The 15,666-nt window shown below is 71.3% G+C and carries 14 protein-coding genes and 1 pseudogene; 4 read left to right on the top strand and 11 right to left on the bottom strand.

Annotated elements, in window-relative coordinates; genetic code table 11:
* A pseudogene (locus SGA01_RS34165) lies at positions 1-428 on the top strand (YgaP-like transmembrane domain); the annotation flags it as partial.
* On the opposite strand, the gene SGA01_RS34170 reads toward SGA01_RS34165, so the two are convergent.
* The gene (locus SGA01_RS34170) at positions 416-1,063 is read right to left on the bottom strand and encodes a TetR/AcrR family transcriptional regulator (RefSeq protein ID WP_141301636.1); all 648 of its coding nucleotides are present in this window, start codon (positions 1,061-1,063) and stop codon (positions 416-418) included. The pseudogene SGA01_RS34165 and the gene SGA01_RS34170 sit on opposite strands and share 13 nt — an antisense overlap.
* Positions 1,064-1,127: 64 nt before the next feature.
* On the opposite strand from SGA01_RS34170, the gene SGA01_RS34175 reads away from it, so the two are divergent.
* Positions 1,128-2,555 carry an MFS transporter gene (locus tag SGA01_RS34175; protein ID WP_141301638.1) on the top strand — a complete coding sequence of 476 codons (1,428 nt, stop codon included), beginning with the start codon at positions 1,128-1,130 and terminating at the stop codon, positions 2,553-2,555.
* A gap of 24 nt (positions 2,556-2,579) precedes the next feature.
* Here SGA01_RS34175 and SGA01_RS34180 read toward each other — a convergent pair whose 3' ends face one another.
* The gene (locus tag SGA01_RS34180) at positions 2,580-4,694 is read right to left on the bottom strand and encodes a TerD family protein (RefSeq protein WP_141301717.1); all 2,115 of its coding nucleotides are present in this window, start codon (positions 4,692-4,694) and stop codon (positions 2,580-2,582) included.
* 194 nt (positions 4,695-4,888) lie between these two features.
* Positions 4,889-5,305, bottom strand: a complete 417-nt coding sequence (locus SGA01_RS34185; protein ID WP_141301640.1) for a YciI family protein — start codon at positions 5,303-5,305, stop codon at positions 4,889-4,891.
* Positions 5,306-5,436: 131 nt separating this feature from the next.
* On the opposite strand from SGA01_RS34185, the gene SGA01_RS34190 reads away from it, so the two are divergent.
* A complete protein-coding gene (locus tag SGA01_RS34190) occupies positions 5,437-6,066 on the top strand; it encodes a MarC family protein (protein ID WP_141301642.1) in 630 nt (209 codons plus the stop codon).
* Positions 6,067-6,090: 24 nt separating this feature from the next.
* Here SGA01_RS34190 and SGA01_RS34195 read toward each other — a convergent pair whose 3' ends face one another.
* The 4 genes from SGA01_RS34195 to SGA01_RS34210 form a co-directional block, all read right to left on the bottom strand.
* Positions 6,091-7,272, bottom strand: a complete 1,182-nt coding sequence (locus SGA01_RS34195) for a winged helix DNA-binding domain-containing protein (RefSeq protein ID WP_141301644.1) — start codon at positions 7,270-7,272, stop codon at positions 6,091-6,093.
* Positions 7,273-7,418: 146 nt separating this feature from the next.
* Positions 7,419-8,477 (bottom strand): aldo/keto reductase, encoded by a 1,059-nt coding sequence (locus SGA01_RS34200; protein ID WP_055642335.1) that lies wholly within the window; start codon positions 8,475-8,477, stop codon positions 7,419-7,421.
* 66 nt (positions 8,478-8,543) lie between these two features.
* Positions 8,544-9,332: an alpha/beta fold hydrolase gene (locus SGA01_RS34205; protein ID WP_141301720.1), complete on the bottom strand. Its 789-nt coding sequence runs from the start codon at positions 9,330-9,332 to the stop codon at positions 8,544-8,546.
* 124 nt (positions 9,333-9,456) lie between these two features.
* Complete coding sequence (locus tag SGA01_RS34210; RefSeq protein ID WP_141301646.1) at positions 9,457-10,443, bottom strand: ArsR/SmtB family transcription factor; 987 nt, start codon at positions 10,441-10,443, stop codon at positions 9,457-9,459.
* A gap of 94 nt (positions 10,444-10,537) precedes the next feature.
* On the opposite strand from SGA01_RS34210, the gene SGA01_RS34215 reads away from it, so the two are divergent.
* Positions 10,538-11,725 carry an MFS transporter gene (locus tag SGA01_RS34215; protein ID WP_141301648.1) on the top strand — a complete coding sequence of 396 codons (1,188 nt, stop codon included), beginning with the start codon at positions 10,538-10,540 and terminating at the stop codon, positions 11,723-11,725.
* 26 nt (positions 11,726-11,751) lie between these two features.
* Here SGA01_RS34215 and SGA01_RS34220 read toward each other — a convergent pair whose 3' ends face one another.
* The 4 genes from SGA01_RS34220 to SGA01_RS34235 all read right to left on the bottom strand — a co-directional run bounded on the left by SGA01_RS34220 (position 11,752) and on the right by SGA01_RS34235 (position 15,439).
* A complete protein-coding gene (locus SGA01_RS34220; RefSeq protein WP_141301650.1) occupies positions 11,752-11,961 on the bottom strand; it encodes a DUF4287 domain-containing protein in 210 nt (69 codons plus the stop codon).
* A gap of 89 nt (positions 11,962-12,050) precedes the next feature.
* Complete coding sequence (locus tag SGA01_RS34225; RefSeq protein WP_141301652.1) at positions 12,051-14,231, bottom strand: FtsX-like permease family protein; 2,181 nt, start codon at positions 14,229-14,231, stop codon at positions 12,051-12,053.
* A gap of 68 nt (positions 14,232-14,299) precedes the next feature.
* Positions 14,300-14,974 carry an ABC transporter ATP-binding protein gene (locus SGA01_RS34230; RefSeq protein ID WP_055642331.1) on the bottom strand — a complete coding sequence of 225 codons (675 nt, stop codon included), beginning with the start codon at positions 14,972-14,974 and terminating at the stop codon, positions 14,300-14,302.
* Positions 14,975-15,031: 57 nt separating this feature from the next.
* Entirely contained in the window at positions 15,032-15,439 is a 408-nt protein-coding gene (locus tag SGA01_RS34235) for a hypothetical protein (RefSeq protein ID WP_141301654.1), read from the bottom strand.
* Positions 15,440-15,666 lie beyond the last annotated feature (227 nt).

Below are 15,666 nucleotides of genomic sequence, written 5' to 3' on the forward strand. Positions count from 1 at the left end.
CCCGCGGCGAGCTGCTCGTCGTGTGCCAGTCGGGCGCCCGCTCGGCCGGCGCCCGCACCCGGCTCGCCGCGCACGGCATCGCGGCGATCGACCTCGCGGGCGGTACGAGTGGCTGAGCGGCCCGCGGGCACGACCTGGACCGCCCGGCGGGCGCCCCGGCGAAGCCGGTCTGGGCGATGGACCGCCAGGTCAGGCTCGTGGCCGGCGCGCTCGTCCTGCTCGGCCTCGCGCTGGGCCTCCTCGTCCACCCCGCGTTCCAGCTGCTCTCGGCGGGCATCGCGGGCGGACTCGTCTTCTCGGCGCTCACGAACACCTGCGGCATGGCGCTGATGCTCGGGAAGCTCCCGTACAACCGCGGGGGCGCGGCCGGGGGAGGCGCGAGCCTGGACGCGACGCTCGCGCGCCTGCGCAACGCTCAGGGCGCGTAGCGGCGGAGGAACATCTCGACCCCGTCGGTGACGAGCCGCTCGCTCAGGTCCTCGGCGAGCTCCGTCCCGTACTGCTCGAAGACCATCTGCGGGAAGACGAGCAGCGAGTAGAGCTGGAGCACCGCGACCTCCAGGTCGGGAATCTCCAGCAGGCCCCGGTCGGCGAGGGTGCGCAGCGCGTCCGCGACGGCGGGGTGGTGGCCGGCCGGGCCGTGGGCGCGCCAGGCGCGGCCCAGCTCGGGGAAGCGGTGGAGTTCGGTGGCGACGAGGGTGCGCAGCGCGCGGCCCTCTTCGTCGGCGCGTACGGCCCGGGCCCAGGCGTGGCCGGCGTCGGTGAGGGCGGCGCGCAGGTCCTCCGCGTCGGCGAGGCGGGAGAGGTCCGGGCCCTCGGGGCCCTGGTGCAGGGGTTCGTCGAGAGCGCCCGCGACGACGGCGGTGAAGAGCGCTTCCTTGCTGCCGAAGTGGTTGTAGACGGTGACCTTGGAGACGCCCGCCTCGGCGGCGATGGCGTCCATGCCGACGCCGAAGCCGTCGCGGAGGAAGAGGTCGCGGGCGGCCCGCACGACGGCCTGCCGCTTGCGGGCGGCACGGGCTCCGCCGGGCGCGGGCTTGGGGGCGGCGGGCTGCGCGTTCATACCCGAACGGTACCAAGCCAACTGTACCGTTGAGTTCAACTGTACTGTGCCGTACAGTTCAGTTATGCCCACCGACACTGCCGTACCGACCCCTGCCCCCACGCATCCACGCCGCTGGACGGCCCTGGCGCTGATCTGCGCGGCCCAGTTCATGCTGATCCTCGACGTCACCGTCGTGAACGTCGCCCTGCCGACCCTCTCCGCCGACCTCGACCTCGGCCGCACGGCCCTGACCTGGGTCGTCACCGCGTACACCCTCTGCTTCGGCGGGCTCATGCTCCTCGGCGGCCGGCTCGCCGACGCCCTGGGCGCCCGACGCGTCCTCCTGGCCGGGCTCGTGCTCTTCACCATGGCGTCCCTCGTCTGCGGCCTCGCCCCGAACGCCCCCGTGCTGCTCGCCGGCCGCGTCGCCCAGGGCGTGGGCGCCGCGCTCCTCTCACCGGCCGCGCTCGCCCTCGTCACGACCGCCTTCCACGGCGCCGAACGGGCCAAGGCCCTCGGAGCATGGGCGGCGATCGGCGGCACCGGCTCGGCCGTCGGAGTCCTCCTCGGCGGAGCCCTCACCGAAGGCCCGGGCTGGCCCTGGATCTTCTACGTCAACGTCCCGGTGGGCCTGGCCCTGCTCGCCGCGCTCCCGAAGGTCCTGCCGGACGACCGGCGGCCGCGGCGCACGGGCGGCGGTCGGCTGGACGCCCCCGGCGCACTCCTCGTCACCACCGCCACGGGCGCGCTCGTCTACGGCCTCGTCCAGGCGGGCGACTCGGGCTGGGCCTCCGCCGCGACCCTGCTGCCCCTGCTCGGCGCGCTCGCGCTCTACGGGACCTTCGCCGCGGTCGAGCGGGCGAGCAGCGCCCCGCTGATGGACCTCGGGATGCTGAGGCGGCGCCCGGTCGTCGCGGGCTCCCTCCTCATGCTGGTCGCGACCGCGCTCCTGATCTCGTTCTTCTTCCTGGGCTCGATGCAGCTCCAGCACGTCCACGGCCTCGGAGCCCTCCGCACCGGCCTCCTCTTCCTCCCGATCGCCCTCACGACCGCGATCGGCGCCCACCTCGGCTCGCGCCTCGTGACGACGAGGGGCCCGCGCGCCTGCGCCACCGGCGGCCTGGCCCTCGCGGCCCTCGGCTGCCTGCCGCTGACCGTCCTCACCCCGGGCGCCAACCCCTGGGCCACCCTCCTGCCGGCCCTGGCCACGGCGTCCTTCGGCCTCGGCGCGGTCTTCGTCGCGGCGACGACGACCGCCCTGGGCCTGATCACCCCGCACGAGGCCGGCCTCGCCTCGGGCATCGTGAACACCTTCCACGAGGTGGGCGGCTCGATCGGCGTGGCCGCCGTCTCCACCCTCGCCCTCACCACCACGACGGGCTCCATCGCGGGATTCACGACGGCCTTCACGCTCTGCACGGCCACAGCCGCCACAGCGGCCCTGACGGCCCCCTTCCTCATCCCCCGAGGCACCCCCCGCCCGACGGGCGGCCCCCACGGGGTGCACTGAGGACGGGCGTGGGGGCCGGGGGCCTCAGCGAGCTCCTGAAGCGTCGGCGGCGGTCCTGCCACGGGAGGTCCGCCGCTGCTCGAACTGGCCCACGTGCGCCACGACCGAGGCGTAGAAACGGTCGACGGCCTCGTCGATGCTGCGGATGAACCCCGACTCCGTACCGCCCCGGCTGCCGCCCATGCCCTTGAAGAGCGACAGCCTGAAGCCGGTGATGGCCGCGCCGTCCTTGGGCAGCAGGTCGCCGGGCTCCGGGCGCAGCCGCTCCAGGGTTCCGCGGGTCCCGCTCCGCCCCTCCACGAGGGTCTCCACGTGCAGGTCGGCGGGGGCTTCGTCCAGGACCCGCAAGAGCCGCTTCGCGACCGAGAGCGGGTAGGCGCCCTCCGGGGCGGGGACGTCGATGGAGGTACGGATCTTCCCGGTGCGGAGGTCCGCAGTGATGGCCAGGATGCTCTGCGCGCCGTCGACACGCAGCTCGGCGGCGAGCTTCCCTTCCTCGCAGAGCCGGTCGGCGAGTTCCGTACGCCGTGACTTCGGGTCGGTGCCCCGCTTCGCCCGCTGCACCGGCAGCGCCTTCTGCCCGAGCTCGCCGCCCAGCCGCAGACAGACCTGGCGGATCAGCCGCTCCCAGCTCTCCACGACCTCCACGGCACGCGGGTCGCCCTGGCACAGGGTCTCGGAGTCGATGCCGTTGCGCACGGGCACCCACGACGGCCCCATGTTCTGGAAGCCGTGACAACCGGAGTTCTCGTGCTGGAGGTAGTGGAGCAGTTCCTGCAGGAGCCAGGCGTGGGCGGCGTTGCCGACACCTTCGTGACGGATCAGCAGCTGCGCCTGATGGGCCACCTCGGCCCATGAGAGGTGCCAGAGCGAGACCTTGTGCTTGCGCCGTCCGTCGGTCTTCACGTCGACGAGCGGACTTCCCTCCAGGGCCACGTCGTTGGAGAGGGTGATGACGGCCTCGTATCCCCGCCTGGCGGCGATGTCCATGTAGTTCTGGACCTGCTCGGACTTCAGCGGGTTGCCGTTGGTCTTGGTCTCCACGAGCGCGGTCCAGAGCTTCCCGGCTCGTTCCACCCGGATGACGCCGTCCGGGCGCTTCGGGGTGTCGCCGTGGGGGAGGGAGACCTCGGTGAACGTCTGCATCCGGCCCGAGGGGGCTCCGAAACCCGCGGTGAGCCGACGGCCGAATTCCGGCACCTCCGCCATCACGGAGAGGAGCACCGAGGTCGCGCGCACCTCGCGCTCCCGATCGCTCTTGTAGGAGGGGACCGGGAAGAGCCGGGCGGGCTTCCAGGAGTCGTTCTCCGCCAGGGACTTCTTCGTGGCCTTGGGGAGAGTGACCTTCTTCTTGGCCGTACGCGTGCCCCGGCGCCGGGCGGGTTCGGGCTTCCCGCCGGGCGGGGTGGGGCCGTCCGCGACGCGGTCGGAGGAGGAGGTGGCCTGAGCGGGAAGAGCGACGGCACCGGAGTCGGCAGGGGGAGCCTGAGGAGCGAGAGCCGGACGGCCACCAGTGCCCGTACTCGTACCCGCTTCCGCGCCAGTATCCGCTTCCGTACTCGTACCCGCGTCGTCGCTCTCGGCGGCCTCATCGCTCTCGTCGTCCTCGACGACGGTGATGCCGAAGTCGGTGGCGAGACCGGTGAGACCGGTCTCGTAGCCCTGACCCACGGCGCGGAACTTCCATTCGTCGTTCCGTCGGTACAGCTCGCCGAAGATGAAGGCCGTCTCGACGGTGGCGTCCGTGATGGAGAAACCGAGGAGGGCCTCGCCCGAGCGGTCGGTGACCGCCATGCGCAGGTCGTCCAGATCGCCGAAGCGGGCGCCGCCGTACTGGCTCGCGGCCACCACGATCGTGACGACGTCGGAGGGGATCGCCGTGAGGTCGAGGCTGATCCTGTCCTCGCTGCCGTTCTCCGTCGGGACCTTGCCCAGCAGCTGCACGCTGCCGTCATCGGCGGCGGGGTGGTTGTAGAAGTAGAAGTCGGTGTCCCCGCGCACCTTGCCGCTGCCGTCGAGGAGCAGTACGGAGACGTCCGCGTCGCCGTCGCCGGACGCGCTGCTCCAACTCAGGCTGACGATCACCGCCCCGGCGTCCTCGCTGAGAGCGGTCAGCCCGATGTTGGCTCCCTTGGCCATCTCCTGCATGCGTCCCCCCGGACCCCTCGCGATGTGATGTACGCCTCAGGGGAACCGTAGCGTCCGCAACAGACGGTCGGGGAGGCAATGTGAAAGTTGGACGAAAGGCGTGGGCCGAGCCCCGAGAGATCCCCCTGCAGAGGGAGCGCTCGGGGCCGTTGCCTGGTCCCTGCTCGGTCCTGACGGCTCCGGACTCAGTCCTGCCTCGGACCCCGCTCGTCGACCGGCCGGATCACCACCGCGTACTCCGGGGAGCCGGCCGGGGCCGGGCAGCGGGCGACCTGGGCGGCGATCTCCGTGACGCGGTCCAGGGAGGCGCAGTCGAGGAGCCAGTAGCCGGCGAGGACCTCCTTGGTCTCCGCGTACGGCCCGTCCGTGATCACCGCCTTGCCGTCGCCGTCCACCGTCACGAGGCGGGTCGTGGACGGGGCGGCGAGGCCCTGGCCGTCGAGCATCTCGCCGTTGGCGGTCAGCTCGGTGTTGATCGCGTTCATGTGGTCGAACATCGTCTTGAGGTCCGCCTTGTTCCAGGCGGGGCTCCCGGCGGAACCGCGGCCCACCATCGCCTCGTAGTCGACCTGAGAGCCCTGCACCATCACCAGGTACTTCATGACGTCCTCCTCACATCCGTGTCCGGTTCTGCCTTTCGCAGGAGAGTCGGAGCCGGTGGGCGGTTCTCGACACCGCGCGGGCATCGGCCGGAAAAACGGGAGAAATCACCCGACCGCCCCATGATTCCGGAGTGGACGTATTCAGCTTCTCCGCCGCCTTCATCGCCTTCTTCTCCGTCGTCGGCCCCCCGAAGGTCCTCCTCGCCTTCGGCGGCCTCGCCCAGATCCACCCCGTCGGCCAGCTCCGCACCATCGCGCTCATCTCCTCGGGCGCGGCCGTCATCGTCGGCCTGATCACCGGCATCACGGCCCCCTGGCTCCTCGACCTCTTCCACATCAGCACGCCGGCCCTCCAGCTCGCGGGCGGCGTCATCTTCTTCCTCTACGCCGTCGGGCTCGTCCTCGGCCTCCACCTCGGCTCCGACAGCCCCCACCAGGACGCGCCCGACCTGGTCAGCGGAGTGCGCGAGCTGCTCATGCCGTACGTCGTGAGCCCGCTCGCCATGACGGCGGTCCTGGTCGAGGCCGCCGCCCGTGACTCCTTCAGCTGGCGCTCGACGGTCGTCGGCGCGTACGTGTCCGTCATCGCCCTCGACCTCGTCTGCGTCCTGCTCCTCGCCAATCTCCTGCACCGCACCCACCACACCACCATCGAGCTCCTCGGCCGCCTCCTGGGCCTGCTGCTCGCCGCGGTCGGCGTCGACCTCGTCCTCGACGGCCTCTACGACCTGGGAGTCCCCGGCCTCGGCGAGCGCCACTAGGGCTTCCTCCCCGGTGCCCGCCGATCAGGGTGCGGCAAGCTCCCGTTCCAGCGGGGTGCGGAACCGGGGCGTCACCCGTACGTCCCCCACCCACCCCGCCAGCCGCGCCGCCTCCGCCCCGATCGCCCGCTCCGCCTCCCCGCCCACGTCGGCCAGGAGCCGGTGGACGATCCCGCCGTCCGGCCGCTGCGCCCAGACCCCGACGATCCGGCCGTCCCACCACACCGTCGGCGCGATGTTCCCGCTGCGGTCGTACAGCGCGGCCCGGTGCCCGGGGTCCTGGTACCAGTCCCGGCCCTGCCAGCCCATCGCCGTCGGGTCGAGCGCGGGCAGCAGCGCGGCCCACGGCTCCGGCGCCGGTACGGGGTCGAGGTCGTCCGGCAGGACGAAGCCCGTCCCGGCGGCCAGGGTCACCGCCGTCGCCCCGACCGCGGCGAGCGCCGCGCGCACCTCCGTGACCTTCCACCCCGTCCACCACTTCAGGTCCGCCTCGGTCGCCGGCCCGCAGGCCGCCAGCCAGCGCCCGAGCAGCTCGGCCCGCGCCTCGGCCGCCGGCACGGCCGGGTGCTCCTCGGCGAGCGCCCAGCGGAACCGGCTCGACGTCCACGTCCCCTGCGGCCGCCCCCGGACGATCCGCCCCTCCATGCCGAGGGCCCGCAGCACCCGGCTCGCGACGGACTGGACACCCTCCTGGCGGGTGTCCGGCCCGTACACGTACGTCTCCCGCAACCTCGGTACGGCCGCGCCGAGTTCGGCCCCGGTCGCCTCCCCGCGTACGGCCAGCTCGGCGAGGACCAGCCGCTCGGTCTCCCTGAGCCAGGCCTCGTCGAAGGAGCTTCCCGCCGCCAAGTGCCTGAGCAGCGCGGTGCGTTCGCGGACGGCGGCGGGACGGGTCGTCGAGGACTGCACGTCGGGCGCGAGGGAGGACGGGACGACGAAGACCGTGTGCCGCATGCCGTGCATCCGGACCAGGGACCGTTCCTCGTACAGCGCCCGCTCGACCGCCGCGACCGGCCCGGCGTCACCCGCCAGCCGCGCCCCCACCGCGAGGAACACGCTCGCCGGGTCCGTCCCGTGCAGCGCCACCAGGGACCCCCCGACCTCCTCGGCCGTCACCGCCCGCGCGACCCCGGCCAGCCGGTGCCGCACGGCGAGCCGGGCCCGGCGCTCGCCGTCGCCGATCGTTCTCGTACGCGTCTCACTCATGCGGCCAGCATGGATTCAGGCGCGACCGGAATCGAGCAGTTCACCACAGCGAGCCGCAAGCTAGGCGCCCCCCGACCCCGACCCCGACCCCGACCCCGACCCCGTTCTCGACCCCGATCATCCCGTTCCCGGCCGCGTGCCACCCCTCAACCCGCCGCGCGTTCCTCCAAAGGCCGTCGCCGCAGGGCCGGTTCGGTGAGCGCGCGCGGGCGCCAGACGCCGTCCGGCGGGTAGAGGTTCGTCCCCGGCGGCACGATCGCGTCGATCCGGTCGAGGACCTCGTCCGTGAGGACCACCGGCGCACCCTTCAGCAACCCCTCCAGCTGCTCCATCGTGCGCGGCCCGAGGATCACGGACGTCACCGCCGGATGCGCGGTCACGAAGGCGATCGCCAGCTCGGGCAGGCTGCACCCGATCTCGTCGGCCAGCGCGACGAGCTCCTCGACGGCGTCGAGCTTGGCGGCGTTGACGGGGAGCGAAGGGTCGAAGCGGTGCGGGGTGAGCGCGGCCCGCCCGCTGGTCAGGTCGATCGGCGCGCCCTTGCGGTACCGGCCGGTGAGGAAGCCGGACGCGAGCGGGCTCCAGGTCAGCACGCCCATCCCGTACCGCTGGGCCACGGGCAGCACGGACGCCTCCACGCCCCGCGCGAGCAGCGAGTAGGGCGGCTGCTCGGAGCGGAAGCGGCGCAGCCCGCGCCGATCGGCGACGGCGTGCGCCTCGACGATCTCCTCGGCGGGGAAGGTGGAGCAGCCGAACGCCCGGATCTTGCCCTGCGTGACGAGGTCGCCGAGGACGTCGAGGGTCTCCTCGATGTCGGTACGGGGGTCGGGCCGGTGGACCTGGTAGAGGTCGATCCAGTCGGTCCCGAGCCGCCGCAGACTGTTCTCGACGGCGAGGGTGATCCAACGCCGCGACAGGCCGCCCTTGTTGGGGCCTTCGCCGCCCATCGGGAAGTACACCTTCGTCGCGAGGACGGTCGACTCGCGGCGCCGGGAGTCGCGCAGCGCCTTGCCGACGATCTCCTCGGACTCGCCGGCCGAGTACATGTCGGCGGTGTCCACGAAGTTGATGCCCTGGTCGAGGGCGGCATGGATGATCCGTACGGAGTCCTCGTGATCCGGATTGCCGACGGCACCGAACATCATGGTGCCGAGGCAGTAGGTGCTGACGTCGATCCCGGTCCCGCCGAGTGTGCGATAGCGCATGCGCGCACTGTAGGAATTGGAGTGCACTCCAAGGCAAGGGCGACGATCAACGCCCCCACCTGGGGTTCACCCCAGGAAGGCCATGACCAGCGAGTGCAGGACCTCGGGCCGCTCCAGATGCGTGTCGTGCCCGGTGCCGGGGACGCTGACGCCGTGCAGTCCGGGCCGTAGCCGGGCCATCTCGGCGTACTCCTCGGCGCTGATGATCCCGCCCTGCGTGCCCTGCCCGAGGACGGCGAGGACGGGGCAGGTGATCGCCGCCCATTCGTCCCAGAAGGCGCGGCGGGCGTTGTCGTCGAGCGACCGGACCATGACGTCGGCGTCGAAGCGGGGCCACAGGCCGTCGCCGCGCTGCTCGAGCCCACTCGCCCATCCCTCCCCGACGGGCTGCTTGCCGCCGCCGAGGTACGCGACGGCCGCCTCCCGCGTGGGGAAGGGCACCGGCCAGTCGGCGAACCACTCCGCGATGCCCGCCTGGACGCCGGGGTTCGACCCGCCGGGCCCGGCCTCGACGAGGACGAGTGCGCGGGGCAGCTCGGGGTGGGCGGCGGCGGTGAGCAGAGCGGTATGACCACCGAGTGACTGCCCCATCAGCACGGGCCGCCGGAGCCCGAGTTCCGTCACCACGGCGACGACATCGGCGACGTACGCGGCGCGTGAGACGTCCTCGGGCCGCCGCTCGCTGCGTCCGTGCCCGCGCTGGTCGAGCGCGAGGACGCGGTGTCCGGCGTCCCGCAGGGCGCGGGCGGTCACGTCCCATTCCCCGGCGTGCCCGGCGAGCCCGTGGAGGAGCAGGACGTCGGCCCCGGCGCCACCCCAGTCACGACAGGAGAGCCGCACGCCGTCGGTCGCCACCACGACCCGCTCGACCGGCTCGACCGCCTCGACCGGCTCGGCCCGGGAGGAACACAGAGAATCAGTCACCCAGGAATCCTCCCCGAAGCCCCCGACCACACCACAACCCCACCCCCAACCTCTCCTACGGGTTGAGGAGCTGATCGGCGACGGCGGTGCGGGCGTAGAGGACGGAGCGCCCGCTGCGGTGGGCGGTGACCAGGCCGGCGTTCCGCAGGGCGATGAGGTGCTGGGAGACGCCGGCGGCGGACAGACCGCAGTGCGTGGCGAGCTGGGTGGTGGAGGCCGGGGTGTCGAGCTCGGTGAGGAGCAGGGTGCGGGAGCGCCCGAGGACGGCGGCGACGGCGTCCGTGGCGGCGGTCGTACGGGGTTCCCACAGGGTGCCGATTCCCCGGGCGGGGTAGGCGAGTTGGGGCGGATCGGGGTGGACGGACCGGGTGAGGACCTTGGGCCAGGCGAAGGCGGAGGGGATGAGCAGCAGCCCGGAGCCGCCCTGGTCGCGGGTGAGCGCGCAGTGGCGGCGTACGAGCCGCAGGGTGCCGTCGTCCCACCGTACGGTCTCGTGGAGCTCGCTCAGGACCCGGGCCGAACCGTGCTCGGCGACCTGGCGGGCGCGGTGGAAGACGTCGGCCTCCAGGAGCTTCTGGATGCGGGCCCAGTAGGGCGCGAGGGCGAGCTCCCAGTAGGTGTCGATCTCGTCGGCGACCTTGCGGAGGGCCGCTTCGGGAGCCTCGTGCAGCAGTCGGCGGCGGGGTCCGTCGCCGCCCTCGACGGCGAGGCGCCGGAGGTCGTCGCGTACCTGGTCGGGAGGGGTGCGGCGGATGGCGTCGAGCTCGGCGTCGAGGGTGGGGAAGGGCCCGGTGGGGGTGGGGTTGAGGAAGTCGGCGAGGTAGCCGTGGGCGGGGACGAGGGCGGCGAGCCAGCCGCGGTCGAGCCCGGCCCGGACGAGACGGGGGCGGACCTGGGCGGCCCAGCGCCGGTGGGGGGAGGTGCCGGTGGTGTCGGGGTGCCGGGAGAGCAGGCGGAAGCTGGTGACGACCTCCCACATGGGGGAGACGGCGAAGCGGGTCTGGGCGAGGTCGGCGGCGGAGAAACGGAGCCCGGATTCCATGGAGTTACCGTCCTGGTCGGCGCGACACGGCGATTGGATTCGTCCTGAGCTTAATCATTGGAGAGGGAGACAGGGGCACCCACAGACTCCCCCCATGCCCTCCTCCTTCCGCGGTCTCCCGCCCGTCGTCTGGACGATCTTCGCCGGAACGATCGTCAACCGCCTCGGCTACCTCGTCACGCCGTTCCTGGTCTTCTTCCTCGCCTCGCGCGGAGTGACCGGCACCGACACCTCGTACGTCCTCGGCGCCCTCGGCGCGGGCAACCTCATCGGCCCCGCCGTCGGCGGCATCCTCGCCGACCGCATCGGTCGCCGCCCGACGATGCTGATCGGCCTGATCGGCGCGGCGGCGGCGCAGGGAGCGCTGTTCCTGGCTCCCGGGGTGTGGACGATGGCGGCGGCGTCGCTGCTGATCAGCACGGCGGGCAGCACGGTGTCACCGGCGGCGTACGCGCTGCTGGCCGACGCGGTGGACAGCGAACGCCGGCAGCGCGCGTACGCCCTCTTCGGCTGGGGCGTGAACATCGGCACCGCGGTGGCGGGCGTCCTGGGCGGCTACCTGGCGGCCCACGGCTACTGGCTGCTGTTCGCGGTGGATGCGGGTTCGATGCTGCTGTACGCGGGGGTGGTGGCGACGCGCCTCAAGGAACCGGCCCGCGCGACGACCAAGGAGAAGGACGGACTCGGCTACGGAGTCGTCCTCCGGGACCGCCTCGCCCTGCTCCTCCTCCCGCTCTTCGGCATCCAGCTCTTCGTGTACTCGCTGACCGAGGTCGCCCTGCCGCTCGCGGTCCGCGACAGCGGCCTCTCCCCGGCGGTGTACGGGGCGATGGCGGCGGTCAACGCGGTCCTGGTGGTCGGCCTCCAGCCCTTCGTGACCGCCCGGCTGGCCAAGCTGCCGCAGCTCGCGGTGCAGAGCGCGGGCAGTGCCCTGATCGCGGTGGGCGTGGCGCTCACGGGCCTGGCGGACGGGATCGTCGGCTACACGGTGTCGGTCGTGGTCTGGTCGCTGGGCGAGGTGGTGGTCGCCGGCATCGCCGCGGGCGTCGTCGCCAACCTCGCCCCGGCACACGCCCGGGGCCGCTACCAGGGCGCCTTCAGCTGGACGTGGGGCGTGGCCCGCTTCGCGGCCCTCACGGTCGGTGTGGCCGCGTACACGACGCTGGGCGCGGGCGTCCTGTGGTGGACGGCGCTGCTGGCGGGCTCGGCGGCCTCGGCGGCGACCCTGGCCCTGGTACGGAGAGTCCACCGCCGCACGGCCGCCCACGAACTGGCGGCCTGAGCCGCACGGCCGACGCCCGAGTCCCCCTACTTACCCTCGGCGAGGGTATGGGCGACGAGGGCATTGGCATGCCCGTGCCCGAGCCCGTGCTCGGACTTGAGCCAGGAGACGAGCTCCATGTGCTTGGTGAGCGGCGAGGAACGGATGAGCTCCTGCCACTCGGAGACCGGCCGCCCGTACTTCTTCTCGATGGAGGGGAAGTAGCTGGCGGGACCCTTGGGGACGTTCTCGGACACGAAGCTCTCCTCGCAGACGGGGACGACACGACAACAACATCACCACCTATGACTCCCCGTCCACGGAGAACTCATCGCGCTCCTCAGAATCAATCCCGCCGAATGTGCTCGGGGTCGATGTGCCGCCGGACCATGGGTACGGAGGCGAGGGCGGCGGCGATCAGCACGCCCAGGGCACAGGCGAAGAGCAGCGGCAGCCCCTCCCAGTCCCAGTGGATCGCGCCGCCCCCGGTGATCAGATAGCTGGACTCGGCGAGCCACCCGGTGACGATCGCCGCCCCCAACCCCACGACCAACGGCAACCCGACCTGCACGACCTGCACCACCCGCAACGTCCCGGCCCGAGCCCCCAACAAGGCGAGCGCGGTCACCTGCCCCCGCCGCTCCATGGCCCGATCGGCCACGGACACCACAAACGCGGCAACCCCGATGACCAGCCCCAGCACCATCCCGACGGCGAGCAGACTCCGAATCACGGTGAGCTGCGCGAGCGAATCGATCACGATCCCGACGGGATCGACGGCCGCGGTGGGCGCAATGGCCCCGACACCGTCGAGGACGGCACGGATGGTGGCGGGGTCGGCGTCGCTGACGAGAGTGAGGGTGCCGGACGAGTCCGCCAGATTCGCAGGGACGAGGGAGGGGGGTACGAGCAGGGCGCTGGTTTGAAAGACGGACGGTTGGTATGCCCTCATGTCGATGCGCTCATGGGGAACGGTGATAACGATCTTTCGTCCGTCGCGCGTTTCGAAGGGGAATCGGTCACCAGGCTGGGGGTCCTCCGGGTACGCCGAGTTGGCTTCGTACAACTGCATGGTCCTGCCGTCGACACAGCCTGTGGCCCGCTGAGTTGTTGCGGTGAGTTGGGCGCAGGTGGCGACCAACAGGTCGACGTGTCGCCATAGGTCGTCGCTCGGCGAATTCCATGAGCTGTAAGCAATCACCTGCACTCGCACGCCAGGGATTTGTGCGAGCTGCTGCCTTTGCTGGGGAGTAACGTCGCTGAGGCTGATCTTGTACTCCTGAACTGGCGCTGTCCGTCGACTGACTTGGTCCAGTTCGACGAGCACTCCTTGAGTGAGCGAGGCCCCGAATACCAGCAGTACGAGACCGGTGACCACGCGCAACGATGCCCCCGGATCGACCTCCGTACGCCGCATCGCCAACGCCACCGGCAGTGATTTCGCCACTCTGGCCAGCCGCCGCGCAATCCATGCCGTGATCGGCGCCAAACCGAAGACGAGTCCCGCACCGGTCAACAACACGGCGCCGGGTACGAGCACGGAACTGGCGGAACCCCCGGACGGGTCCCGCCCCAGCACACTGAGCACGCAGTACCCGCCGATGACCCCGAGTCCCGGGACCAGCAGCAACGTCCCGTACACCCTTGGAGGCTTGCGCTCGCCAGTACGTCTGACGCTGATCGGCGACAACGCGGCTCGCCGCGCACTGAACTGCCCCACGACCCACGCGAGGGCAGGACACCCGAGCAGACATACAGCAATCGTCGGCCATGAGGGTCGTCCATCCGGTGGGTACCAGCGCAGCCCGGGCAACCCGACGCGCGCCATGACCTCGTTGACCCCGAGATACCCGACGAGTCCGAGAACGGCCCCAACGAACGCAGCGACCACGCTCTCCCCGGCGTTGACTCGCAGCGTGTCTTTCACGCTGAGCCCGACGAGCCGAAGGGCGGCCAGTCGGCGGGCCCTGGACTCGCCGGAGAGGCGGGCGCAGACGGAGAGGAAGGTGACTAGAGGGAGCAGCACGATGCAACCGAGGGTGAAGCGCAGGATGTCGAGAGTCGACGGGTCGACGATCTGTCGCCAGGACCGGCCGATGCCGAAGCCACCGAGCGATTCTGCTCCGATCAGCTCGGCCGGAGTCGTGCCGATGTACGCGTACAGGTCGTCGGAGTCACCCAGCCCCTTCGGCGCAATCGTGCCGATTACGCGCCCAGGGACAAGGCCGGCTGCCCTCGGATTGGCTGCCAGGATCTCCACCAGCTTCGGCGAAACGATCGCTTCGCCGGCCTCGGGAAGTTTGTCGATACCCGGTGGGACCTTTGTCGGCCCCGGGCTCGTGCGAGCGACGAATACGCGATGAAATGGCTGCGACCCGTACGGATCCCGGAACTCGCGATAGACGACGTTGCTGTCGCCTGGGCGTGGCTCCCGAGCGTGCGTGCGGGCGTCATGAGCGGTGAGGATCGACGGAATCGTGAGCACTGCGGCCAGGCAGGCCACTCCGAGTGCGGATCCGAGTGCCATCAAAAGGAAGCGAACCCGCCCCCTGCGCCCACTGCCCCATAGCAGGCGGAGCCCGAGGAGAAACGCGTTCACACCACCACCCGCTGGCTCAGGAGGCCATCCGACATCGTGTACTGCGTATCGGCCTTGGCAGCGACATCGGCGTCGTGCGTGACGATGACCACGGCCGTTTTCTGTCTCCGCGCCAGTTGGAGGAACTCCTCCAACACGGCAGTGGCATTGGCGCTGTCGAGGGCCCCGGTCGGCTCATCCGCGAACACGACGTCCGGACGGTGCACCAGGGCTCGTGCCACTGCCACGCGCTGACTCTGTCCACCCGACAACTTCGAAGTCCTGCGCCGGAGCAGGTCGCCCATTCCGAGCCTGCCCAGCACCTGTCCCGCCATCGCATGAGCATGCGTCTTGCTGATCCCGGCAAGCCGGAGGGGAAGGGCAGCGTTCTCCTCCACGGTCAGCTCCGGCAGCAGCTCCCCGTACTGGAACACGAACCCCAAACGAGTACGGCGCAGGGCGCTCAGCTCGCCGTCGGGCAATGAGGAGAGTTGGACCCCGTCGAAGGTCACTGTGCCGCAGGAGGGGGGAAGAACCCCAGCGAGGCAGTAGAGCAGAGACGACTTACCTGACCCGCTGCTGCCCATGATGGCGGCCACTTCGCCGCGCTTGAGCGTGAAATCGGCACCGCTGACTGCCTGATGCGTGCCGTAAGAAAGATCCACGCCCACGGCGCGGAGGATGACGTCCATCGTGGTGTGCTCCCTACAGATTGGGAGCCGCACACCGGCGGCTCCCAGAGCTGTCGACTATCGGCGCGAGAACAGTCGCTCCGGGGAGCAGTTGTCCGGTCGCAAGGAGCCACGGTCACGGCACACCTGCAGCCGCACTTCCTTTGTCTTCAGAACCGCGCCGTCGAAGAAGACCTCGTCGACCTTGACGTTCTTTCGCTGGACGCCCTTGATACGGCCCCAGGGGTAGCCCTCAACCCTCGTGCGGAGGTAGACGTTGTGGCCGTCTCCGTGGCTGGTGTCCCTCAGCTCACCCTTCATGTGGAGTCCACTCGGTACCTTGCTCGCGGGCTGCCACTGGTACGTGCCGACGAAAGCGACGCCTGGGTCCGTCATGACGAACGTGTGCTCCGAGTCCGCCACCGCCACCCCCATCCCCCCGAAGAACAGCCCCGCAGCCACCACTGCAGTCGCCAACTTCCTCATCGATAACCCCTGTCTGGTCGAACCGACTGGTCATCACAGAAAGTATCGGCATCACTACACACTGATGGTCGCAGGAACGTCCCTCCCTCCCAGCACCCCCCTAACCGGTGAACGAACCCCGCCCTGGGGTCACCAGTACCTCCCCTTGCCTCCGTCTATCAGCGATGCCGAGGCAAACCTCGAAGCCCCGCCCAACCGGGCGGGGCTTCGGCTGAAGTCCCTGGCCG

Source organism: Streptomyces gardneri, from assembly GCF_006539185.1.
GTDB classification, from domain to species: Bacteria; Actinomycetota; Actinomycetes; order Streptomycetales; family Streptomycetaceae; genus Streptomyces; species Streptomyces gardneri.